Here is a 22,656-nt window from a genome sequence, read left to right as displayed (position 1 = left end):
AAATTTTAGAGTATCTTTTTTCTATAGTATTATAGATATAGGATAATATTTAGTATAAGGTGGGATAGAAGTGGATGTTTTATTGGAGATTCAAAAGAAATATAATTCCTTTTCTGATAAAGAGAAAAATATAGCCGATTATGTATTGCAGCAAAGTAATACAATTAATAATATAAATATTGCTGATTTAGCCAGGCTTACAAATACATCAGGTGCGACTATTACTAGATTTTGCAAAAAAATAGAATGTGATAGCTTTGTGGATATGAAAATAAAACTTAATTCTATTAAAAGAGATGAGCAGGAAGATAAAGAAGAGGGGATACTTTCCGAAGTATACTCCTATTATAATAAGGTTATTGAAGGAACTAAACAATCGATTAGTAAGGAACAAATATTAAAGGTAGTAGATGGGATAAAGAGAGCAAATAAAATATACATATATGGAGTAGGAAGTTCTGGTTTGACTGCCATAGAAAGTATGCAAAGATTGCTGCGTATGGGATTCAATGTACATAGTATTTCAGATCCTCATATGATGATAATAAATAGTTCTATAGTATCAGAGGAGGATTTAGTTATAGGAATATCTATTTCAGGAGAAACTGAAGAGGTTGTAAATTCATTAAGAATATCGAAAAATAATGGGGCTAAAATAGTGGCTATAACTAGTTTTCAAGATAGTTCAATGACTAAATTGGCAGATATAAATTTTATAATTTATAACACTTTGTTTGTAGATAAAAAGAGGTTTATAAACAGTCAATTTTCTGCAATGTATCTCATGGATGTAATATCAATGGTATTATTAGAGGATGAGAAGTTAAGCAAAAAAATGCAGAGAACTATAGATGCTATAACAAGTGAATAACAAGTCAATTTTTATATCCTAGATTTAAAAAAGTAAAATCCTACTGGTTAAAAGTACAGGTTTGCTAATTTATAATAATTAAATTTAACATCTTATAAATAATAAATACTCAAAAATGCCTAGTTTACACTTAGAAACTAAAGAGAATAGGAGATTTAAAATGGAAAGAAAACTTCAAATAGAACAATACTATAGGCACTTCAAAAACCATTGGTACAAAGTTATGTATATAGCAGAACATACTGAAACAGGAGAAAAACTAGTAATATACACACCTTTATATGGAAATAAAGGAACCTTTGCTAGACCCTTAAATATGTTTTTAGAAGAAGTACCGGAAGAAAAAGAAAACCCAACAGGGCAAAAATATAGATTTATGAGCTTACAGGAACTAAACTTGAAAACTGAAGACATTCATTGTAATTAGAAAAGGAGAATAACAAATGAACGATTGCATCTTCTGTAACTACAATAAATCAGAAATAATAGCAGAAAATAAACTAGCTTTTGCTATAACAGATAAGTTTCCGGTAAACGAAGGTCATACACTTATAATACCTAAAAGACACTTTCAAGACTTCTTTGAAGCGTCAGAAGAAGAGATAAAGGCTATTTATTCTCTCATGCATGAAGTAAAGGAAATGATGGGTATTCAGTATGAACCATCAGGATATAACATAGGAGTAAACGTTGGATATTACGCAGGACAGACTGTAATGCATCTTCACGTCCACCTTATACCAAGGTATAAAGGAGATGTAGGCAATCCTAGAGGTGGAATAAGAAATTTTAAGATGCCTTTAGTTGAATATGATGGCTAAAAAAGTTAATATTAAGAAAAATTATCCCCAAACAGAGAATAGCTTCTGTTTGGGGATAATTTTGTATTTTTATGCCGGTACTCTAATTTTTAGTGGAGTAAAATTTACTTTAATTTAGACACATATTAACCTATATAACCCAGGCATTAATGTTAAGTAACCTCACAGCTTAATTATTAATATAATATACTATAATGTAGTTTAACGAATGACAAACAAATAATTACAAAGTGAGGTAATTATTATGACTAGCCAATATAAATCTAGTTATCCTAACTATTCTAGAGATGTTGACATTAGTGCTTTAAAATTTATCGGAGAGGGTAAACAAGGAAAAGTATATTTTTTACCGCCTGATAAAGTAATAAAAATTTTTCACAGCAGGCATTCCTGTCAAGATCAGCTATTTATTTTGAATAGTGCAAGCAAAAGTAGGTTTTTTACAAAAGTATATGGGTATGATCATTATTCTATTATTATGGATTTTATACCTGGAATGACCCTTAAAAAATATTTGGCAAACAATCCACTTAGTGAAAAACTAGCATTTGAATTAGTAGAATTAATATGTGATTTTGAAAAACTTGGATTTACACGATTAGATATACGCACTCACCATATTTTTGTACTAGCTGATGAGTCTGTTAAAATAATTGACCCTAGAAGAAGCTATCGCATTATTGAAAGATATCCATTAGAAATGCTAAGTGGACTAAAAAAATTAGGTGTTATAGATGAATTCTTTAGACTAATAAAAAACAAATATATTGACAAATACTCAGAATGGATAAATTTATACTAGCCTAATTAAGCTAGTTACTAATAAATACTATGACTTAAATTACTACTCACAATTAAAAACATCTTATAATAAAAAGCCAATGCTTAATAAAACATAAGCATTGGCTTAATTTCAAAGATTTCTATCTAGAAGCAACTTCGAAAGCATCTATAAGCTGCTTCTTAGAGGTAGCTCCCTCATGGATTTTAACTCCATCAACAAAATATGTAGGCACGTAATAATAATCATATTGCTTAGCTATCGACGGCTCAAGCTCTTCATCTATTATTTTGACCTCAATGTTTGCGTACTTTGGGTTTTCGTTTTTTATTTCTTCTATCCAAGAAGCCGCAGTTTTGCAGTAAGGTCACCAACTAGTAATAAGCATTATTATGGGTTTCATTTGTAATCACCACCTAACATTTTATTAGTACATCTCAAAACTTATATTATAGATTTATTGTTTGTTTTTTATAATAAAATATTCTAATTAAGCTTTATAGTGCGTTTTAAGCTTTGTGAAATACTGTAAGACACAAGAACCATTTCAAAACTTAAAATGGCGTGTGCTTCATTCACAGCCCCCTATACAAACATGTTAAAGTTAATTTTTATTACTAATTATACCAATTTGTCATGCTATTTTTCAAGTATATCTTTCAGCTCCATCAAATTAGAAATCTCATAAGTAGGTTTTGTTTCTGCTTTATTTACAGTTTTATTAGGATTAAACCAGCAGGTATCTATACCAGAATTTACTCCACCTTGTATATCAGAGGTTAGGCTATCTCCGACTATCAAAATCTTGCTATTGTCTGTATGTTTAATATTGTTTAAAGTGAATTCAAATATTTTTGAATCAGGTTTTGACACCTGAACCTCTTCAGATACTACTATATCCTGAAAATATTTTGCGATAATTGATTTTCTTATTCTGTTATCCTGATCAAATTCAAGCATATCATTTTTAAAAGCATCTTTCTCAGATTTTTAAAATCAAACAAAGTCTCATCTGCATCAAATGTTATAATCTCGTATTTCATAATAATCCTCCAAAGACAGTTAGTTTTTATAATTATAACATACAAATTTTTTGTAAAAAGTCTCAGGTTGTTGAATAGTTGAACTCACTTAATTTGATTTTTCAAGTAATGATTAGGTTACACAATATGATTTCAAATTTTGTGGTATACTTTATTAGGACTAAAATTAGGAGGAAGAGATGGCAAATATATTGAAATACTCAAAAAAACAATTAGATAAAACACTAAAGGACTTTATAAAGAAGGAAAAGATAGAGTCTCATGACATATCTGAGTGGATAAGAATTATAAATGACTTTATATATGAATTTGGGCTAAAGTCTGAAGTAAATGAAGATGGTAAACTGTCTATAACAACTAACAAGGAAGAGCAAGTTATAATTGAAAAAATGATGTTTGTACTAGAAGGTTCAAAAACTTCTTTGAATTACATCTTTGACGGTAATATTTCTTATGTAGAAGAAAATATATAAACTTTGCTTTAGATTTAAAAATAAAAGTATTCATGAAAGGATAAAATTTGAAAATGAGAATAAATAAGCTTCTTAGTAATCTTGGTTTTTGTTCAAGAAGAGAAACTAATAGACTTATTGAGCAAAATAGAATAACAGTAAATGGACAAATTCCTCAACTTGGTCAGTGGGTAGAAGAGAGCGATATTATTCTTTTTGATAATAAGCCCATTCCAGTAAAAGATAGAATATATATAGCCTTAAATAAACCTGTAGGCATTACCTGTACTGCTTCAAAAGAAGTCAAAGAGAATATAATAGATTTTGTAAACTATCCAGAATATATTTTTCCCATTGGAAGGCTTGATAAAGACTCTCAAGGATTAATATTGTTAACAAATGATGGGGAGTTCCACAATAAGATTTTAGAATCTAAAATTGGATATGAAAAAGAGTATATAGTAACTGTTAACAAGCCCTTTGATGATTTTTTCATGGAAGGGATGTCTAGAGGAGTTGAAATTTGTGGTACTATAACAAAACCTTGCAAGGTAACCAGAGTTAACGAAGATACTTTCTGTATTGTTCTTACACAAGGGTTAAATAGACAAATTCGCAGAATGAGCAAAACTTTTGGATATAGAGTTATACGTTTAGAACGTATTCGAATTGCTAATATAAAAATTGATGGAATAGATAATGGTAAGTGGCGCAAACTTACAGCTGAAGAAGTAATGGAAATAAAGTGAAATTGTAAGTATTTCAGAATATAGGGTATAATGAAAGCTATGAAATTTAAGCATAAGAGGTGAATCAAATGAAAGATGTAAATTACACAAATTTAATAGAAGATCTAAAAACTTCTGATGATAAGCAGAGAGCTGAAATAATAGATAAACTTTCAAAGGATTATAATAATGCAATGCCACTATTATGGTCGGAAGCTTTAAATCAGGAGAATCCTAGAGCAATACTTTCTGTTATAAGGGATATTATAAAAAAAGAAAAACCCAGAGGTATATTTAAAAGAGCTATGGGAAATTCTAAGCAAAAACTTGCTGATTTTCTTAAGCATTCAGATCCGAAAGTTAGAAAAAATGTTTGTGGTATTATTAGTGAATTAGGTGATGCTGAATATCTAGAGGCTTTATATAGTGCTTATAGTTCTGAGGAGCAATTATTCGTAAAAGCTTCATACATACTTGCAATAGGAAACTGTGGTGGAGTTTTAGATGCAGAAAGGCTTAGGTCAATATATGAAGAATTAATAATAAAAGAAAAAGCTAAGGCTTTTAAAAGCGAGTCTAAAAAGGATGAGAAGCATATAAACGAAGAAAAGCGTGCACTTACAAGTGCTATATCTAAGTTATCTCCTCCTATACCGCATGAATTTATAGGTTTTAAAAATCCTGTGCCTATGATACTAACAACTATGAATGACCAGTCTCAGATTACTTTAATAGACCTTAAAGAAAAATCAATTGAAGGTACACTCGTAACTGAAGGTATACATATTAACGAAAAAGATTTTAAAAAAGTATATAGCTGTAGAACTTTTTATGAACTTCTTTTTCCTTTAGAGTCCTGCAATAATTTGGAGCTTAATCCTAAGAAAATAGCTACTTCAATTATAAATGCAGATGTTGTGGGCTTTTTAAATCAGTGTCATGCAGAAGATGATAACTCTGCCTTTTGGTATAGAGTTGAATTTAAAACCATGAACTATAGCAAGGAAAGATCAGAGTTTGTAAAAAACTTATCTAGAGAATTAGATGAAATTTCAGTTGGAAATTTGAAAAATAGCCCATCCTCCTATGAAATTGAAATTAGAATAGTTGAGAAAGATAATTTATGTAGTGTATTTATTAAGCTATACACATTAAAGGATAATAGATTTGATTACAGAGAGAAGGATCTACCTGCATCCATAAATCCTGTAACAGCTGCAATTGTAATGAAATCTATAGAAAAATGGCTAAAACCTAATGCTAAAGTTATAGACCCATTTTGCGGTGTGGGTACTATGTTAATAGAAAGAGCAAAATTAAAAGATTTTCAAACCTTAACAGGAGTTGATATATTTAACACAGGTATTACATATGCAGCAATAAATTCTGATTTAGCTAATATGGATATAGTATTAATATCTGAAGATATATTAGAATTTCACTCAAAAAATCTATTTGATGAAATGATATCAAATATGCCTTTTGAAAGCAAAGCAGGAGCTAGTGGCTTTAGTGCGAAATTATATAGTGAATTTGTAGATAAGATTCCTAGTCTTATAAAACCAGGAGGGATGGCATTTCTTTATACTGTAGAAAAAAATCTACTTAAGCAAAGTTTAATAGGTAATGAGTATCTTGAGGTTATTGATACTATAAAGATTGAAAGCGGTGGCTTGACCCCTAATGTATTTGTAATAAAAGTGATATAATTAGCTTTCATTTAAATGAGTAGCTTGTAAAACTAATTATATTTTGAGTTAATAAAATAAACCTTTGAGATATACGTTCATCAGTATATCTCGAAGGCTTGTTTTGTTAGATAGGTTAGTGCTTGTACAGATAATATAACATCTAAAGTGTTTGCTTTGCAGATGTAACTGTTATCTCTAATACTCTGCTTAGGAAAGGAAATTTTTCCTTCATCATATCAAATTCTGAACCAGATTCAACGTATCTTGCAGTCCCTTCAATTAAGAAACCTGTTCCTGGGTAGTTATAACCCATAACTTCTTTACTACCCAAAGTTAATTTTACTTTATTATTTTCATTTACATTTTTTTGTGTTCTACGCATCCCTGCGGCAGGAATTAAAATTCTTTCATCGGATGTTACATTTAAATATGAGTTCCAAGTGTTGACAACATGGGGTTCATCTATACCCCAGGATACTATTGAAACTACACCTTCTTTATTTATTACTTCAAAAAACTTCTCTGTAAGCATTGTATAATTCCTCCTCTAATTTTGTTAGACAATACATATATCGTGTATACCGTATATCGTCGATACATGTTATCTACGATTATTATATAATGATTTTTTTTAAAAGTCAACAATAATTAATGATGCTTTTCAGAGGAAATAATACTTGGAGATTACATCAAGTGTATTGACTACAAAAGAATAATGAAGTATTATGTTGAAAGATTATCTTGTTGTTTAGGAGGGTGGTTGTATTGCAATTTTCCATAGGAGTAGAGTATGCATTACATTGTTTATTATATATGGTAGATATCCCATCAGGAAAAGCTGTTGGAATTAAAGATTTAGCAACATTTCAGGGAGTATCAGAAACCTATCTATCAAAAGTATATACAAAATTAAGAAAAGCAGGTATTGTGAGGTCAATCCCAGGTGTTAATGGGGGATATGAGTTAGCACGTGATCCTGAAAGCATAACCTTTTGGCACATAGTTGAAGCAGTAGAAGGTGCTTCGCCATTATTTCAGTGTGCAGAGATTAGGCAGAATAATATCTTATTAGATAAAAATAATTTACCTGATACATATACAAAATGTCCTTGTCTAATAAAAGTTGTAATGTTAGAAGCAGAAGAACAGATGAGACAGTATTTGAATAATAAGACTATAGGATGGTTGCATGAACAAGTGTATAATAAGATTCCCAAAGAGCAAGGAAAAGCAACGATTGAATGGTTCAATAATATCAAATCTCGATAAATTTAAGATATTAAGGCAGTTTAATAATCAGCTGTTGTAGGTATAATTTATCACAGTTAAGTGATTTTTCAATTGATGCGTTGAAACTTAAAATATATTTAACCGCTCACCTGAATTCAATTTATGAGCGGTTATTTGATTTCTACTTAAAAATTTAAAACATATCTTAATTTCTAGCTATCGATATTACGTAGTCTCTAAATTTCTTTGCTATAGGAGACATATATGAATCTTTATGCCAACCCATATAAATAGTTTTATATCCTATATCTTCTTTTATTTTTAAAATAGATAGTGTGTTTGTATTGATAAGAGGAGTATTTGGAACTATAGTAATTCCAGCACCAGCAGCTACTAATCCTCCTAGCATGCTAGCTTCACTCGGTTGTATAGAAATCTTAGGGGTATAGCCTATAAATTCAGAATAAGAAAGCATTGTATCTTTATTTTCTTCTGAAAATACAATAAAGGATTCTTCTTTTAAGTCATTTAAAGAAACTTCTGTTTTAGTTGAGAGAGGGTGATTTTTAGGAACAATTAACACATAATCCTCTTTTCTTACTGGTATTGATTTAATTTCCGCATGTTTATGAATATCATCAATACTATCATAAAACCCCAGATCTATTTTACCATTCTTTAAATCATTTAATATTTCAGGTGTAGATTCATGATTAAATTGAAATTTAGTACAGGGACAGCTGCTTAAAAAATCACTTATTATAAAAGGCATAAAATATGTACCAATACAATAAGTGGATGCAATAGATATAATCCCTTTATCAGGGTTTACCATATCCTGTAACTCTCGAATTCCTTTTTCGATTTCTAGTAAAGCTATATCGGCATGCTTTAAAAATGCTTCTCCAAAAGAAGTAAGTTTCACATTGCGACCATTTCTTTCAAATAGAGGCACATTTAATTCGGTTTCTAGCTTAGAAATTGCTTTACTTAAAGCTGGTTGAGTCACTGAGACTAAAGCTGCAGCAGTGGTGAAATTTTCAGTTTCTGCTATTTTTTTAAAATACTCTAATTGCTGTAAATTCATGTACAAACTCCTTATTATTTATTTTAAGAAAATAAAATGCTATCGATATATAACTTTAAGTTATAGTTGTGTGAATAATATTAATTGGACACAATCGATTATATGATGATATAATCCTAATATGTTGAAAAGGGGACATATAATTATATAAGTTTATTATAAATTTTATTTATATATAAGTCAAAAGTATATAAACTATAGAAATATTAGGGAGTGGATTATTTTATGATGAATGTAAATACTGAAAAGTGTATTGGCTGTGGACTATGTGTTAAGGATTGCTTTCCAAGAGATATTGAAATAGTTGATGGAAAAGCTAAGATTAATAACATAACCTGTATTAAATGTGGACACTGTATTGCTGTATGTCCTAAAGATGCGGTATCAACAGATGAATATAACATGGAAGATGTAAAGAATTATAATAAAGAGGAGTTTCTAGTTGAATCTGATAACTTATTAAATTTTATTAAATTCAGAAGAACTGTAAGACAATTTAAGGATAAAGCAGTAGAAGCAGAGAAGATTTCTAAAATTATAGAAGCTGGTAGATATACCCAAACTGGTAGTAACATGCAAGATGTATCTTTTACAGTAGTGAGAGAGGGGCTATCAGAACTAAGAGCTTTAACCTTAGAAAGCTTAAAGGAAAAAGGAGAGGTTATGCTAGCAAACCTGACTCCACAAACTATGAGATTTAAAAAATACGCAGAGATGTGGATAAAAATGTATGAAGATTTTAAAGCGAATCCTAATAAAAATTTTAATGAAAATGACAAACTATTTTTTAATGCCCCAGCATTAATAGTAGTTACGGCTAATTCAGATGTAAATGGTGCATTGGCCTCTTCAAATATGGAACTTATGACGAATGCTTTAGGACTAGGAACATTTTTTAGCGGATTTTTTGTACTAGCTGCACAAGATAACAAAAAGATTTTAGATTTTATTGGAGTTAAAGAAGGTAAAAAAATAGTAACATGCATGATAGTAGGATATCCTGATGTGAAGTATTTTAGAACTGTACCAAGAAAAGAAGCGGATATAACTTGGAAATAAAGTGAGTTTTGAGTAAGATCTTATTTTACATTATTAAACTAAAAAGGGGCTGTCGCACTAAGGAATTTATATACAATATATTGTAGTATTTATTCTTAATGCGACAGCCCCTTTTTAAATTAATAGAGGCAGGACATATTACATGTTTGAACACCGTGTAAAAGAGGATTCATTGGACATAAGTGCATAATTATATTGTGATTTTATGATTAAAAGGTTCCATTATGCTTTATGTTTTAGCTGAATACTAATTCAGACTAAAAATTACACTCAATGTATTTATTTGCGCTCGTTATTTTTTACTATTGGTATCCACACTTCACATTTGTAATCCTGTGCTGACGGATCTCCAGGAAGATAAACTTCAAGCTCAGGTGCATTAGCATGCTTAAAATCCGTTGTAGGAAACCATTCCTGGTAGATTCTTGTCCATACATTTTGTATTGTATGAGGCATTGGGCCTACTGACGTAAATACAGCCCAAGTAGCAGTTGGGATTTCTCTGGTTTCAAAATCGGTAGCTATTGAATTATTCATATTTTCTATTGCAACCATGTAAGTAAGTTGTTCTTTATCATGCTCATAATTTATACATATGCCTAGTAAATTTTGACTAACATCTATCGAAAAAAAATTTTCTAGTGTTCCGTCGATAGTGCATTCATTCCAAAGTTCAGCAATTCTCCTTTCATGCTCATTATCCTTTGTAGATATAGTAAATACCTTGCCTATAACTTTAAATGCTTCTTTTTGAATTACTCTATAATCCATATTTTTATCTCCTTTCAATGGTAAATGGAATGGTAACCTTAGAATAATAATATCATGCTTAGTAACTTTTTCAATCTTAGGTTATTTCTTGAAACAAGTAGAGTGTTACATAGCATACTAGGATATTAAATTTTTGTTGAGACTCAAATGAATAATTTAATTTTTTTCATATAATGCTTTATTAGTACTTAAGATAAAATAACAAAAATAATAGGAGGAAATTGAAATTATTTGAAGAATATGGAAATATATAAACTAAATAATATAGGCTTTATTGTTTATATCTATGAATTGGGGGAGTTTTGATATGTTAGGAGACGAAGAAATTAAATTTGTTAGCGTAACAGATGACTATTTATTATCCTTTATTAAAGAAGCAAAAGAAAGGGTAATTATTGCTAAACCGGCGTATAATTTATGGGAAGTTGAAACTATACTTGATGTAGTAGAAAACAAGAAGGTGAAATGTAAGGTTTATCTAGATTTGGGTGAACAATCTATCAGAAACGGGCTAGGGGATATAGAAGCCTTAAATTTGATACGAAAAAACTTTGATATTCTTAAGGTTAAATTAATAGACAAAATTAAAATTTCGATTGTGATTGTAGATAACCAATCCTTGATATATACTCCCGATATTTCATTGATAGAAGAAAACTTCATAAGAAAGAAAACTCCTAATGGAGTTCTAGGAAACTCCACTGTGACTGAACAAATTTATGTACAGTTATATAGCAATGAAAAACAACCATTAATAAATGGTGAAAATTTATTTATTTCTTTTAATTTAGAATCAGATAAAGAAAGTTACATTAATATTGAAGAAAATATATGTAAAACAATAAATAATCTAAGAATTAATCCTCCAATCGGCCTCTCTAGACTTCGAAAAGTGAATTTTTATAGAAATAATTATAAGTTAGCAAAGATACAGTCTATTGGTATTAGAATTAAGAATAAGAAAATTAGTCTAAGACCATTTACATTAATGCTAGAAAACCGTGATGAGAGAGAAGTAAGAAGCTGGAATATATTTACTACAGAGGATTTAAAAAAGCTTGAAGACACTAAATTATTTTATTCCGAGCTTAGAAAAATTATAGAAAGTTATCTTTTAGATGCAGGAAGATTTGGTTATATATTAAATGTATATAAAAAACAAGAATTTGATAAAGAAATTAATAAGTTAAAAGCTGAATTTCTTGAATTCATCAAAGGAGAAAATAAAGAAAATAAGAATAATAGATTTTACAAATTAATTGAGTTTAAAAGCAGCAAAACTGAAGATAACCTAGAGTCAATACTTGATAACAGCAGGGAGCTTTTAATGCAGTATTTATTTAAGGTTTCAGAAAACGATAAAAAGCTTCAAAATGAAATCTATAAAAAGGATAGATTACTTTTACTAGAACGTAATGAAAAAGGATTATCAGAGGAAGAAATTAGGAAGATATTTATAAAAAGATATGTAACAACAACTTTAAAATTCCCTACTCCTAAAGATATCATTGATAGAATAGATGTAAAAGTAGATTATTTTGATATATCTGACGAACTTATTAATGACAACGAAGACTTTAAGAAAGTTATAAATAAACATAATACTCATTATATCAGACAGTTAGAAATAATAGAGAATCCTAATAGACGTAAAGCGGAGTAGGGAAAAAGCAACTTCAGTAAGTAAGAAACTGTAAGCAAAAGCCAATGTTTAGTGTTATTAAGTCAATGTTAATAACGCTAAACATTGGCCTGAAAGTTCACTTTTATATAGTCCTCTTTAATAAAATACAATAATTTAGGCTACCTAACCAGTGAACCGGAAATAACCATTTTTTGTACCTGATTAGTACCTTCATATATTTGAGTTATCTTAGCATCTCTCATCATTCTTTCAAGAGGGAAATCTTTCATATATCCATACCCACCAAAAAGTTGAACACCTTCTGTAGTTACATACATAGCAGTGTCACTAGCAGTGAGTTTTGCTCTAGCTGCTGATACTGAGTAAGGTTGATTGTTATCCTTATCCCAAGCAGCTTTATAAGTTAAGTATCTTGCCTGTTCAATTTTAACATCCATGTCAGCCATCATCCAAGAAGGACCTTGGAATTTATATATTTCTTTTCCAAATTGTTTCCTTTGAGAAACATATTTAATAGTTTCTTCAAGAGCTCCCTCAGCAATTCCCAGTGCCTGAGCAGCTACTCCTATTCTTCCACCATCTAAAGTTTTCATAGCTATTTTAAAGCCATCCCCTTCTTTTCCTAGAAGATTTTCTTTAGGAATTTTACAATCAGTAAAGAAGGTTTCAGAAACCTGAGCTGCTCTTAAGCCCATTTTATCCTCAATTTTTCCAACGGAAATTCCAGGAAAGTCTTTTTCAACTATAAAGGCGGACAATCCCTTTGCTCCTTTACTCTTATCTGTTATTGCAAATACTAGAAAAGTATCAGCAATAGGACCATTAGTAGTAAATTTCTTCTGACCATTTAGTATATAATAATCGCCATCTAGGACAGCAGTAGCTTGACCAGCTGCCGCATCAGTGCCAGCATTAGGCTCAGTTAGACCAAAAGCACCAATTTTTTTACCAGAAAGGAGATCAGGCAAATATTTATGTTTTTGTTCTTCTGTTCCGAACATATATATTGGAGATGAGCATAGGGAAACGTGTACTGAATAGGATATTCCTGTAGAGGCACATGCTTTTGATATTTCCTCAAGAGCTAAAATATAAGACATGTAATCTCCACCTGATCCACCATATTCTTTTGGGAAAGGCAATCCGAAAAGGCCCATTTCCCCCATTTTTTTAAAGTTTTCCGTTGGAAATATACCTGTTTTATCACTTTCTGCCGAAATTGGCTTGATTTCCTTTTCAGTAAATGCTTTAGCCATCTGTTTTACAGCTTCTTGTTCTAAAGTGAGTTTAAAATCCATAAAAAAATTCCCCCTAATCGTTTGATAGTTTTGTAATTAATTATGTCTAATTAAAGTTATGATAAAAATATAAAAAAAATTACTGTTGTGAATGTTAATTAAAATAGATTTTTGGATGAAGCAATTAAGATTTCTTGTTCAAAAAAAATTCATATATGACAAAAAACAATCATATGTATTATTGGGTATGTAAACAATTACAAAATTGTGATTAAAATGATATCCGAATAATTAACAGTTTTGAGGGGAGTTGGAAAATATATGGCGATTATATCAAAAGAACAGTACTTAGAATCTTTAAGGAGGATGAAATCAAATATCTACAAGTTTGATGAATTAATTAAAGATGTAACTTCACATCCTGCTACACGAGCAGTTGTAAATACACATAGTCACGCATTTGAACTTGCAGAAAATGCAGAAACAAAGGAATTGGTAGTTGCTACTTCACATTTTACTGGTGAAGAAGTAATGCGTTGGACTAATCCAATGTGGTCACAAGAAGAATTAATAATGAATATGAAATTCAAGAGGCATATGTTTTTAGAAACTGGAAATTGCCATGCTGGATTATGTGTTGGATGGCAAGCATCAAACATAATGTGGTCTGTAACACATGATATAGATAAGAAATATGGAACAAACTATCAAGAAAGATTAAAAGCATATTTTTTAAAGGCACAGGAAAATGGTTGGGTTATAGCAGGTGCTTTAACTGATGCTAAAGGAGACAGAAGCTTTGGTCCAGATAACCAACCTGAGAATCCAGATGCTTATGTTCATATAGTTGAGAAAAGACCAGATGGAATAGTTGTTCGTGGATGTAAAGCTCAAATCGCAGGAGTAGCAGCTGCTCATGAAATTTTTGTAGTTCCTACAACTGGATTAAAAGAAGGTGCTAAAGATTATGCAGTATGTTTTTCTGTTCCTAGAGATATGGATGGAATAACTATCATTGAATCCCGTGGACCAAGCGACAAGAGAAGATTTGAAGATGGATGGGATATGCCTCAAACTGGTATAACACAATCATGGATATTCTTTAATGATGTATTTGTTCCTAATGAAAGAGTGTTTATGGCTGGTGAATTTGAAGGTGCAGGAAAATTCATAGGTGGGTTTACTGCTAACTATCGTTCATGTATAGGTGCATGTGTTGCGGGACAAGGGGACTGCATGATTGGTACTGCAGTTTTAAACGTAAGAGCTAATGGGTTATCAGTTAAAAAGTTCCACGATAAAATAACTGAAATGGCGCTTAACAATGAGACTACTTATTCCTCGGGAGTAGGTGCTATCGTACTTGGAAAACAGCATCCATCAGGAACTTTTATTGCGGATTCAAAAGCGGCACATGCAAACAAAGTAAATGTGGCTAAGTTACCAACTGAAACTAGAAGACTTTGCCAAGAAATTGGGAGTGGTATTGTAGAAACTGGATGTATGCCGTCCTATGCAGACTTTAACAGTGAAGAAAACGGAGAATTAATTAAAAAGTATTTTAAAGCAGGCAAATTAGTATCTGCAGAGGCTAGAGCTCGTGCTGCACGTTTAGCTGAATACCTAACAGTAGGTGGAGGAATTCCAGGTTGTATGCATGGCGGTGGATCACCAGATGGAGCTAGAATGGTTGTAAGAGCATTAACTCCAATGGATAAATTTGCTGAATGCGCTAAGAAAATTGCTGGAATAACCGAAGATGTACCAGAAGTAGGCAAATAGAATTTTATAGTGCTTCTATATAATTATCAATAGTAAAAACCATTTTTGTGGTATTGCATTTGACTAAAAATAATAGTGACAGATTAAATTACCTACGGCTAGTATCAAAAACATGCCGTAGGTTTCTTAGCTGGATTTTCAAATTTAACCCTACATTCATTATGTCCGTAACTAGATAATTTATCGTCTAAAAGTACCTGGGAGATCGATTATAAAATGAATGGAGAGTGGTAGATAATGAGATCAAAAATCATGTCAAAAACAGAAGCAGTTGCTCTAATTAAAGATGGCGATACTATTGCTATAGGAGGATTTTTAGGCTGTGCTCACCCCGAAGATATCACCTCTGAAATTGAAAGAATATATTTAGAACAACAAAGGCCTAAGAACCTAACTTTAGTTTACGCAGCAGGTCAAGGAAACAGTAAAGATACGGGATTAAATCATATGGGACACGAAGGATTGGTAACCAAGGTAATAGGAGGTCACTGGGGATTGGTACCGAAGCTTCAAAAGTTAGCTTTCGAAAATAAGATTAAAGCATATAATTTACCTATGGGAGTTATATGCCATTTATACAGAGATATCGCTGCAAAAAGACCTGGTGTAATTACTCGCGTAGGATTAAAAACCTATGCTGATCCAAGGATAGAGGGAGGTAAATTGAATAAATTTACTAAGGAGGACATAGTAGAAGTTATTACGTTACATGGGGAGGAGTATTTATTCTATAAAACTTTTCCGATAAACGTAACAATTTTAAGGGCCACATATGCGGATGAGGATGGAAATGCAACCCTAGAGAGAGAAGCAACAGTTTTAGATGCAACTTCAATGGCACAGGCAGCTAAAAATTCGGGAGGAATAGTAATACTTCAGGTTGAAAAAGTAGTATCAAGTGGTTCTCTAGATCCAAGGAAAGTAAAGATTCCAGGGTTATATGTTGATGCTATAGTAGTTGGAGACCCAAAAAACAATATGCAAACTTACGGAGAGGTTTATAATCCAGCATTTTGCGGAGAGGTTAGGGTACCAGTAAATTCAATAGAACCATTACCACTTGACGAGAGAAAAATTATTGCAAGGAGAGCAGCTATGGAGCTTGTTCCTAATGCAGCTACAAATCTCGGAATGGGAATGCCAGAAGGTATAGCAAATGTAGCTAATGAGGAAGGAATTGCACATGAAATGACTTTAACAGTAGAAGCTGGGGGAGTGGGAGGAGTTCCAGCATCAGGGCTGAATTTTGGAGCTACAATTAATCCAGAAGCTATACTAGACCAAGACAAGCAGTTTGATTTTTATGATGGTGGTGGACTTGATGTGGCATTTTTAGGGTTAGCACAGTGTGATAAGTATGGTAATATTAATGTTAGTAAGTTTGGACCAAAGATTCCTGGATGCGGAGGATTTATAGATATAACTCAGAATGCTAAGAAATTAATATATTGTGGTACCTTTACTGCTGGAGGTTTAAAATTAAAAGCTGATAATGGAAAGCTGATAATAGAAAATGAAGGTAGATCTAATAAATTTATAGATAAAGTAGAACAGATAACATTTAGCGGCGAGTATGCAAACGACGTTGGTCAACTAGTGCTCTATGTTACAGAGAGGGCGGTATTTAGATTGACCAAAGAGGGGTTAGTATTGGAAGAAATAGCTCCAGGAATAGATTTAGAAAAGGATGTATTAGCCCATATGGAATTTAAGCCGATACTATCTAGAAATTTGAAGCTAATGGATGAAAGAATATTTAAGGCTTCTCTAATGGGGATAAAAATTTAACATTAAAATAATTTGTGATACCTGAAGATAGACGTGGTGCGAATTGCGAAGAAAATAAGAAAAGAAATTAGTGTTAGATTACTTGTTTTTAATTAATGATGTGAAGTATGTTTAACAAGACTATAGTAATGTATAGAATGCTTGCTGCATTACTATAGTTTAATTACTCATAAGGCATCGTCAACATTTCTGACAATACCCACGCTAAGGTGAAAAGTGGGTAAAAAGTGATTAATTTACCCACTCTAAGCTATCTTATGGATTATTAGTATTTAACGGTCTCAATTCATCGTATTCAGGAATATTTTTAACATCAAAATTATACTCTTCAAGTAAATTAATTAGTACCCATAGCCATAAGAGCTGCCTTTAAAATTGTTTTTTCTTCTCCTTTACTAGCATGTCCAGTTGAAGTATGAATAAAAGTTCTATCAAAATCTGCTCATTTTGATACTTCTAAAAGTAAATCAGGATGTTTAATTCTAGGCATCATTTCATAAAGCTTTTGGCTTAACTGCACTGCTTCAGAAGAGGTATCTTTCTCCGATCTATCTATGTGTATTTTAAAATTATCAATAGTTGCACCATCTAGTTTATGAAGGTTTTTTGAGAACCATTTTAATCTACTGTCTAAGGATTCTATTCTTTCTTGAAAATATTCTCTTACATGAAGATTTACATCAAGTCTTGCACCTGTACCTTTAGCGATGCTCCACTCATCACGAGGTATTAGATATTCTTCAAAGTCCATAAAATTTTTACTGCCTTCAACGAATACATCTCCTGAATGTATTCTGTTTTTAAGTTCTGTAAGTGTAGCAATTTCGTAATAATGACCGTTTATGGAACTCTAATAGTATTCAATGTACTAGTTATCTACGTTGCATTTTTTTCTGTGAATCAAAGATATTTAATATAAGATAAACAGGCAATTGAGTTGATTAATTATCCATTATAGTGTAAAATTACACTATAATGGATTTATTACATTGTGAAAAAACTATATACTTAAAAATATAATTACGAAGAGACTATTGTGGTAATGGAACATTTTGTGAAAGTGGTAGATTCAGAAGTTAGACTTATAAGAAATGAAAAAAATTATACTAAAGATAAAATGGCATATGTTCTTGGGATATCTAAAAAAACCTTGATACAAATGGAAAAAGGAAGAGGAGGTGTCGCCAGGGGAAAAGTGAATGAAATATTTATCCTAAAAAAATAGTAGAATTTAGAATTAAATACTTAATTGAAAATCAAATTGAATTATTTCAATAGTATAAATACACTTAAGATTAAGAGAACTGTATCCATTACTTTTTGTAAAGAAAATTAAGTAAGTAGTTTTAGAAGGAGTGATATATTTGAGAAGTAAAGTTGCTATTTCAATTTTAATTATTCTAAATATTATGGGCATAATGATAAATCTTCCTATTGAAATAGGCGCCCCATCATCATATTTAAATTTTATTTTTTCAGTTTTTTATTTATTTGTATGGGTTGGCTTTGGAATATACTTTTATAATAAAAAAGGATTAACCATATATATATATGGTGTGTTACTGGATAATGGTGATGTTTTTAGCTACTATAGCCCTAATTATTACATTACAAAATGCTCAAGTTGCATTGGATACTTCTTCTAAGTTTCATAAGTTGTATGTGTTAAGTATTGTTTTTGATATTGTATTTTTAACCCCATTATATGGGTCAAATGTAGTTTTTAAATTACCATTTAAAGAATGGTTCTTATCTGTAATTTTACTTTCTGCAATATTTATAATCTTTGCAATATTTGTAATTAGTATCATGAGAAAGCATAAAAAATTACAATTATATTAAATAAATACTAAAGTACAAGAAACCTATGAAAAGTCAAATGTAATTAATTTGATTTTTCATAGGTTTCTTTAAGTTTTCGATATAAAAGAGAGTTGACCTTTTAAACTACTCTTAGATATCTTTACATTTCATTCCTTTTATTTAAGCATGTATATCAAAAATGTATAATCCCAATATGCAATATTCGATATTTTTGTATATTGGGATTATACTGACAAGTTTATACCAATAGTGTTATTTTGGTATAGTATTAAGAAATATGGGGGGGGAATTGTAAATGAACAAAAAAACATAAGCGGACTTATTGCTGTAGTTGTAATTTGTTCTATTGTAAGCATTTCAAGTAATAAAATACATGTTTATGCTACAACAAATGACCAAACATCAGTGACAACATCTGTAGAACAAAGTAAGAGCTTAGTCCCAACAACAGAACAAATCAAAGAAAAAAAGCATTTTAAAAAATTAAAGGATATTTCTGCAGTTAATCGGTCAAAATTATTAGATTCAACAGAAAGTGGTAAGAAAACAACTAAAAAAGTGAACGAGTATTTAAATACATTAGATACTAATACATTAGTGCTTACTATAGCAGAAACAGCAGATGAATTAGCTCAATATATATGGCATCAGAGCTTGCTATATTTTCAGATGCTGCCAAAAATAAATTAGTACCTGATTTATCATCAGATGATTATATTAAACTTTTAGATTCTAATAATGTACAAGGGGTTACTATAACTTAACGGGAGTAACTCATAAAATAATCATTCATTTTATTCCTTAACGTGGGATTTATCCGACTATGTTAGCGAGTCCCTTATGTCACATTTCCCATCCTAAAATTATATATCTTTTTATAAGAATTTATCTTAATGTCTTAAAAGGATTTTATCTATTATTCCATAATCCTTGGCTTCTTCTGCAGACATGAAATAATCTCTTTCCATATCTCTTTCTATTTTTTCAATAGGGATACCTGTTCTTTCACTATATATTTTATTTATCTTGCTCTTAGTTCTGAGAAGCCATTCTGTATGAATTTTTATATCTGTGGCTTGGCCTTGAAAACCTCCATATACAGATGGTTGATGAATGAGAATTTCACTATTGGGAAGAGCGTATCTTTTTCCAGAGGCGCCTGCTGCTAGAAGAAATGAGCCCATGCTTGCTGCCATGCCAACGCATATTGTAGATACGTCCGGCTTTATATATTGCATTGTATCATATATTGCCATTCCAGCAGTAGTAGAACCTCCAGGACTATTTATATAAAAGTGAATATCAGCATCAGGATTGTCGGCTTCTAGGAACAACATCTGTGCTACAATTATGCTTGCAGATGCATCAGTAACTTGATCGTTTAACATAATTATTCTGTCTTTAAGTAATCTCGAGAAGATGTCATAAGAACGTTCTCCTAAATTTGTTTGTTCGATAACTACTGGTACATAACTCATTAAAATCACCTCTTAAAATATAATTTTATTAAATATTAAGCTGCCATAGAAGGCTGGCTTGTCGTTGGAGTATTTATCATGGATACATTGATCCTATTTCTCCTAAATTCTCTTGGAGGTATGCCATAAAGTTTTTTAAAAGCTTTAGTGAAGGATTCTTGAGAGCTAAACTGATATCTCAATGCTATATCTACAATTTTATCGTCAGTATTCAACAGTTCATTGGCTGCTTCTAAAAGCCTTCTTTTTCTTATGTATTCAGCTACAGGTTCGCCAACAATAGCATGAAAAACCCTGTGAAAATGGTACTTGGATAGAAAGACTTTCTCTGCAAGTTCTTTAAGTTCTATTTTGTTGTTTAGATTATCTTCGATATACTCAATAGATTTCTTGATACAAATATCATAATTCATGTTATCATACCTACCTATCTCATTTAATCTCTTTTCTATATTATATATTAGCTTTTCATGTAAATCCTGTCTTTTTTTGCTCAATTATGTGATAGTAATTATAAAAGAAATCTTAAAAAAATACTCTCTTGTATTAATTAATACAAGAGAGTATAGTTGATCTAATATATTATGTTTGTTAACGTTAATTGCAGAAAAAAATTAGTACTTTTTCTTTTGCCAATTTTTTTCTTTATAGGCTAGTAAACCATTTACTACTAAGGACTTAAATCCTAAAATATTACGAACTTTAATAGTAATATTTTCAGTATCTTCATTCTCCATTTTTTTAGGTAAGTAAATTGTAACGTCGTCTTTTACAAAGCAGTCATAAATATCACTATCATGTGGTTTTCCTATCCTAACTGTAGGAACATAAACTGGTCCTGAGCAGCATCCACCTCTATTTTCCATTTTTATATAAATATCTTTAGTATTCTTTTGATATAAATAACCTTTAACCTCTTTTTTAATTTCTATATTAATAATAACACATCCTTTCAATTAAGTTGTTTACTACGAAGATAATAAACATGCTATAGTATTCGACAACATTTGTGATTTTCCTGCTAGTAAATAATATAAATTTTAAATTGATCTAAAATATAATTATGTTGATAAAACAGGAAATAACACAATTAATTGCTTGGTTTTATAAGCATTGGCTTTTCTAATGTTTGATATTTTGGATTATGCCAATAAAATTTTTTAAAATATTTTGGAGCGAAAGTTAATCGCTACTCGTCTAAATTTATGAAGTCAACAAAGTTAAATTAAGGAGGTTTAAACATGAACCGGAAAAATGTATTAATACTGACATTGATTTTTCCAATAAATGTATATTAATTAGTACTGGCGACTAGTAGTGTTTGTGTTAAGTCTCAATGATTTCAACTAATAAAAAAGGGAGTGGTAAATTTGAAGGAAATTAGTTTATTAAAATCAAAACTGTCATTTGCATTTATGACTGCGACTATGTTTATTTTTCTAATGGGGATAGTTTCAATTGCAAATAGCAAGGTATTCGCAGCAGAAGTTAAGACTAGTGAAGCTGCAGCAAGAACAATAAATGTTACTGGAGAAGGTGAAGTAAGTGTAGCACCTGACACTGCATATGTGTCTTTTGGCGTAGTAACAGAAAAGAGCAGCGTTGAGGAAGCACAAAAAGCTAACTCATCAACAATGAATAACGTTATTGCAGCTGTTAAAAAAGCAGGGGTGGCAAGTGAGGATATTAAGACATCTGGTTATAGTATTAATCTTAAATACAATTATGATGAGAAGACAGGTAATAGCACAATTGTTGGTTTCATAGTTACAAGTAATTTAAGTGTTACAGTTAAAAATATAAGCTCAGTTGGAAGTATAATTGATACAGCAATATCAAATGGAGCAAATAACTCAAATGGAATAACTTTTGGTGTTAGTGATTATGAAAAGCATTATAATCTAGCTTTGAAAAATGCAATATCAAATGCAAAGGCTAAAGCACAAACGGTAGCTGATTCCATAGATGTAAAACTATCTATTCCAACAAAAATAACAGAAAATTCTACTGGTGTTCCTACTGAATATCCAATTCTATATAATACACCAGCAAAGAGCATTTCAGATAGCCAAAGTATGACTGTGCAAACAGGGACTTATAAAGTAAAAGCAAACGTTAGCTTAGTTTATGAATATTAGAACTAATTTCTATATTGCATAATAAATAGACAAGCTTAATTTCAGGTATAAAAGGGGTTTTAACATAAAAATACCAATATCCTTCAACTAAGGATATTGGTATTTTTTGTTTATTTCATACTTAAACTGGGAAATAATATTAGCTATAGAAGTAAAATAAAATCTCAGAAAGTACTACAATAATAGGTTGTCCTTTGATTTGTTGAGTAAAGCACTATATAATATGAAT

Annotated in this window: 24 protein-coding genes and 1 pseudogene; 16 read left to right on the top strand and 9 right to left on the bottom strand. The window is 30.7% G+C overall.

The genetic code is table 11. From position 1 onward, the window contains the following. Window positions 1–70: 70 nt before the first annotated feature. From AC0N0V_RS11085 to AC0N0V_RS11070, 4 genes are all read left to right on the top strand, one after another. Window positions 71–871, top strand: a complete 801-nt coding sequence (locus AC0N0V_RS11085; protein WP_474464159.1) for a MurR/RpiR family transcriptional regulator — start codon at window positions 71–73, stop codon at window positions 869–871. 160 nt (window positions 872–1,031) lie between these two features. Continuing rightward, window positions 1,032–1,298: a DUF1653 domain-containing protein gene (locus AC0N0V_RS11080; RefSeq protein ID WP_474464158.1), complete on the top strand. Its 267-nt coding sequence runs from the start codon at window positions 1,032–1,034 to the stop codon at window positions 1,296–1,298. A 16-nt stretch (window positions 1,299–1,314) separates the two neighbouring features. Next, on the top strand, window positions 1,315–1,692 hold the full coding sequence (locus AC0N0V_RS11075) for an HIT family protein (RefSeq protein WP_474464156.1): 378 nt from the start codon (window positions 1,315–1,317) through the stop codon (window positions 1,690–1,692). Window positions 1,693–1,936: 244 nt separating this feature from the next. Continuing rightward, the gene (locus tag AC0N0V_RS11070; RefSeq protein WP_474464155.1) at window positions 1,937–2,494 is read left to right on the top strand and encodes a BUD32 family EKC/KEOPS complex subunit; all 558 of its coding nucleotides are present in this window, start codon (window positions 1,937–1,939) and stop codon (window positions 2,492–2,494) included. 618 nt (window positions 2,495–3,112) lie between these two features. Here the strand turns inward: AC0N0V_RS11070 and AC0N0V_RS11065 are convergent. Next, window positions 3,113–3,418: pseudogene (locus AC0N0V_RS11065) on the bottom strand (HAD-IA family hydrolase); the annotation flags it as partial. Window positions 3,419–3,695: 277 nt separating this feature from the next. Here AC0N0V_RS11065 and AC0N0V_RS11060 point away from each other — a divergent pair. From AC0N0V_RS11060 to AC0N0V_RS11050, 3 genes are all read left to right on the top strand, one after another. Next, a complete protein-coding gene (locus AC0N0V_RS11060; protein WP_474464153.1) occupies window positions 3,696–3,989 on the top strand; it encodes a hypothetical protein in 294 nt (97 codons plus the stop codon). Between the two features lie 53 nt (window positions 3,990–4,042). Continuing rightward, window positions 4,043–4,717 (top strand): pseudouridine synthase, encoded by a 675-nt coding sequence (locus AC0N0V_RS11055; RefSeq protein WP_474464151.1) that lies wholly within the window; start codon window positions 4,043–4,045, stop codon window positions 4,715–4,717. A 68-nt stretch (window positions 4,718–4,785) separates the two neighbouring features. Next, window positions 4,786–6,405: a methyltransferase domain-containing protein gene (locus AC0N0V_RS11050; RefSeq protein WP_474464150.1), complete on the top strand. Its 1,620-nt coding sequence runs from the start codon at window positions 4,786–4,788 to the stop codon at window positions 6,403–6,405. A 142-nt stretch (window positions 6,406–6,547) separates the two neighbouring features. On the opposite strand, the gene AC0N0V_RS11045 is transcribed toward AC0N0V_RS11050, so the two are convergent. Further along, window positions 6,548–6,919, bottom strand: a complete 372-nt coding sequence (locus AC0N0V_RS11045) for a pyridoxamine 5'-phosphate oxidase family protein (RefSeq protein ID WP_474464148.1) — start codon at window positions 6,917–6,919, stop codon at window positions 6,548–6,550. Between the two features lie 233 nt (window positions 6,920–7,152). Between AC0N0V_RS11045 and AC0N0V_RS11040 the strand changes: the two genes are divergently transcribed. After that, a complete protein-coding gene (locus AC0N0V_RS11040) occupies window positions 7,153–7,656 on the top strand; it encodes an RrF2 family transcriptional regulator (protein WP_474464146.1) in 504 nt (167 codons plus the stop codon). Between the two features lie 166 nt (window positions 7,657–7,822). On the opposite strand, the gene AC0N0V_RS11035 is transcribed toward AC0N0V_RS11040, so the two are convergent. Then, the gene (locus tag AC0N0V_RS11035; protein ID WP_474464144.1) at window positions 7,823–8,704 is read right to left on the bottom strand and encodes a LysR family transcriptional regulator; all 882 of its coding nucleotides are present in this window, start codon (window positions 8,702–8,704) and stop codon (window positions 7,823–7,825) included. A gap of 225 nt (window positions 8,705–8,929) precedes the next feature. Between AC0N0V_RS11035 and AC0N0V_RS11030 the strand changes: the two genes are divergently transcribed. Further along, entirely contained in the window at window positions 8,930–9,763 is an 834-nt protein-coding gene (locus tag AC0N0V_RS11030) for a nitroreductase family protein (protein WP_474464143.1), read from the top strand. Between the two features lie 279 nt (window positions 9,764–10,042). On the opposite strand, the gene AC0N0V_RS11025 is transcribed toward AC0N0V_RS11030, so the two are convergent. Continuing rightward, the gene (locus AC0N0V_RS11025; RefSeq protein ID WP_474464141.1) at window positions 10,043–10,534 is read right to left on the bottom strand and encodes a GyrI-like domain-containing protein; all 492 of its coding nucleotides are present in this window, start codon (window positions 10,532–10,534) and stop codon (window positions 10,043–10,045) included. A gap of 307 nt (window positions 10,535–10,841) precedes the next feature. Between AC0N0V_RS11025 and AC0N0V_RS11020 the strand changes: the two genes are divergently transcribed. Continuing rightward, window positions 10,842–12,197 carry a hypothetical protein gene (locus AC0N0V_RS11020; protein WP_474464140.1) on the top strand — a complete coding sequence of 452 codons (1,356 nt, stop codon included), beginning with the start codon at window positions 10,842–10,844 and terminating at the stop codon, window positions 12,195–12,197. A 140-nt stretch (window positions 12,198–12,337) separates the two neighbouring features. On the opposite strand, the gene AC0N0V_RS11015 is transcribed toward AC0N0V_RS11020, so the two are convergent. Continuing rightward, window positions 12,338–13,477 (bottom strand): acyl-CoA dehydrogenase, encoded by a 1,140-nt coding sequence (locus AC0N0V_RS11015; protein WP_474464138.1) that lies wholly within the window; start codon window positions 13,475–13,477, stop codon window positions 12,338–12,340. A gap of 261 nt (window positions 13,478–13,738) precedes the next feature. Between AC0N0V_RS11015 and AC0N0V_RS11010 the strand changes: the two genes are divergently transcribed. Next, on the top strand, window positions 13,739–15,199 hold the full coding sequence (locus AC0N0V_RS11010; RefSeq protein WP_474464136.1) for a 4-hydroxyphenylacetate 3-hydroxylase N-terminal domain-containing protein: 1,461 nt from the start codon (window positions 13,739–13,741) through the stop codon (window positions 15,197–15,199). Window positions 15,200–15,436: 237 nt separating this feature from the next. Next, window positions 15,437–16,987, top strand: a complete 1,551-nt coding sequence (locus AC0N0V_RS11005) for an acyl CoA:acetate/3-ketoacid CoA transferase (RefSeq protein ID WP_474464134.1) — start codon at window positions 15,437–15,439, stop codon at window positions 16,985–16,987. Between the two features lie 442 nt (window positions 16,988–17,429). Here AC0N0V_RS11005 and AC0N0V_RS11000 read toward each other — a convergent pair whose 3' ends face one another. Beyond that, window positions 17,430–17,738, bottom strand: a complete 309-nt coding sequence (locus AC0N0V_RS11000) for a hypothetical protein (RefSeq protein WP_474464132.1) — start codon at window positions 17,736–17,738, stop codon at window positions 17,430–17,432. Window positions 17,739–18,023: 285 nt separating this feature from the next. Here AC0N0V_RS11000 and AC0N0V_RS10995 point away from each other — a divergent pair, with 285 nt between their 5' ends. The 3 genes from AC0N0V_RS10995 (at window position 18,024) to AC0N0V_RS10985 (ending at window position 19,501) form a co-directional block, all read left to right on the top strand. After that, complete coding sequence (locus AC0N0V_RS10995) at window positions 18,024–18,212, top strand: hypothetical protein (RefSeq protein ID WP_474464130.1); 189 nt, start codon at window positions 18,024–18,026, stop codon at window positions 18,210–18,212. A 344-nt stretch (window positions 18,213–18,556) separates the two neighbouring features. Next, complete coding sequence (locus AC0N0V_RS10990; protein ID WP_474464128.1) at window positions 18,557–18,829, top strand: hypothetical protein; 273 nt, start codon at window positions 18,557–18,559, stop codon at window positions 18,827–18,829. A gap of 231 nt (window positions 18,830–19,060) precedes the next feature. Next, window positions 19,061–19,501 carry a hypothetical protein gene (locus tag AC0N0V_RS10985; protein ID WP_474464126.1) on the top strand — a complete coding sequence of 147 codons (441 nt, stop codon included), beginning with the start codon at window positions 19,061–19,063 and terminating at the stop codon, window positions 19,499–19,501. A gap of 200 nt (window positions 19,502–19,701) precedes the next feature. Here the strand turns inward: AC0N0V_RS10985 and clpP are convergent, their stop codons facing one another. From clpP to AC0N0V_RS10970, 3 genes are all read right to left on the bottom strand, one after another. Beyond that, window positions 19,702–20,289 carry an ATP-dependent Clp endopeptidase proteolytic subunit ClpP gene (gene clpP, locus AC0N0V_RS10980; protein ID WP_474464124.1) on the bottom strand — a complete coding sequence of 196 codons (588 nt, stop codon included), beginning with the start codon at window positions 20,287–20,289 and terminating at the stop codon, window positions 19,702–19,704. Window positions 20,290–20,324: 35 nt separating this feature from the next. Then, window positions 20,325–20,702 (bottom strand): helix-turn-helix transcriptional regulator, encoded by a 378-nt coding sequence (locus AC0N0V_RS10975; RefSeq protein ID WP_474464507.1) that lies wholly within the window; start codon window positions 20,700–20,702, stop codon window positions 20,325–20,327. A gap of 201 nt (window positions 20,703–20,903) precedes the next feature. Continuing rightward, window positions 20,904–21,245, bottom strand: coding sequence for a CC/Se motif family (seleno)protein (locus tag AC0N0V_RS10970; protein WP_474464122.1), 342 nt, complete (start codon window positions 21,243–21,245; stop codon window positions 20,904–20,906). Window positions 21,246–21,650: 405 nt separating this feature from the next. Here AC0N0V_RS10970 and AC0N0V_RS10965 point away from each other — a divergent pair, with 405 nt between their 5' ends. Then, complete coding sequence (locus AC0N0V_RS10965; RefSeq protein ID WP_474464120.1) at window positions 21,651–22,427, top strand: SIMPL domain-containing protein; 777 nt, start codon at window positions 21,651–21,653, stop codon at window positions 22,425–22,427. Window positions 22,428–22,656: the final 229 nt, after the last annotated feature.

The organism is Clostridium sp. CS1-1 (assembly GCF_056135525.1).
Note: the sequence above shows the minus strand (reverse complement) of the source record. Positions and strands in the feature narration are given on the sequence as shown.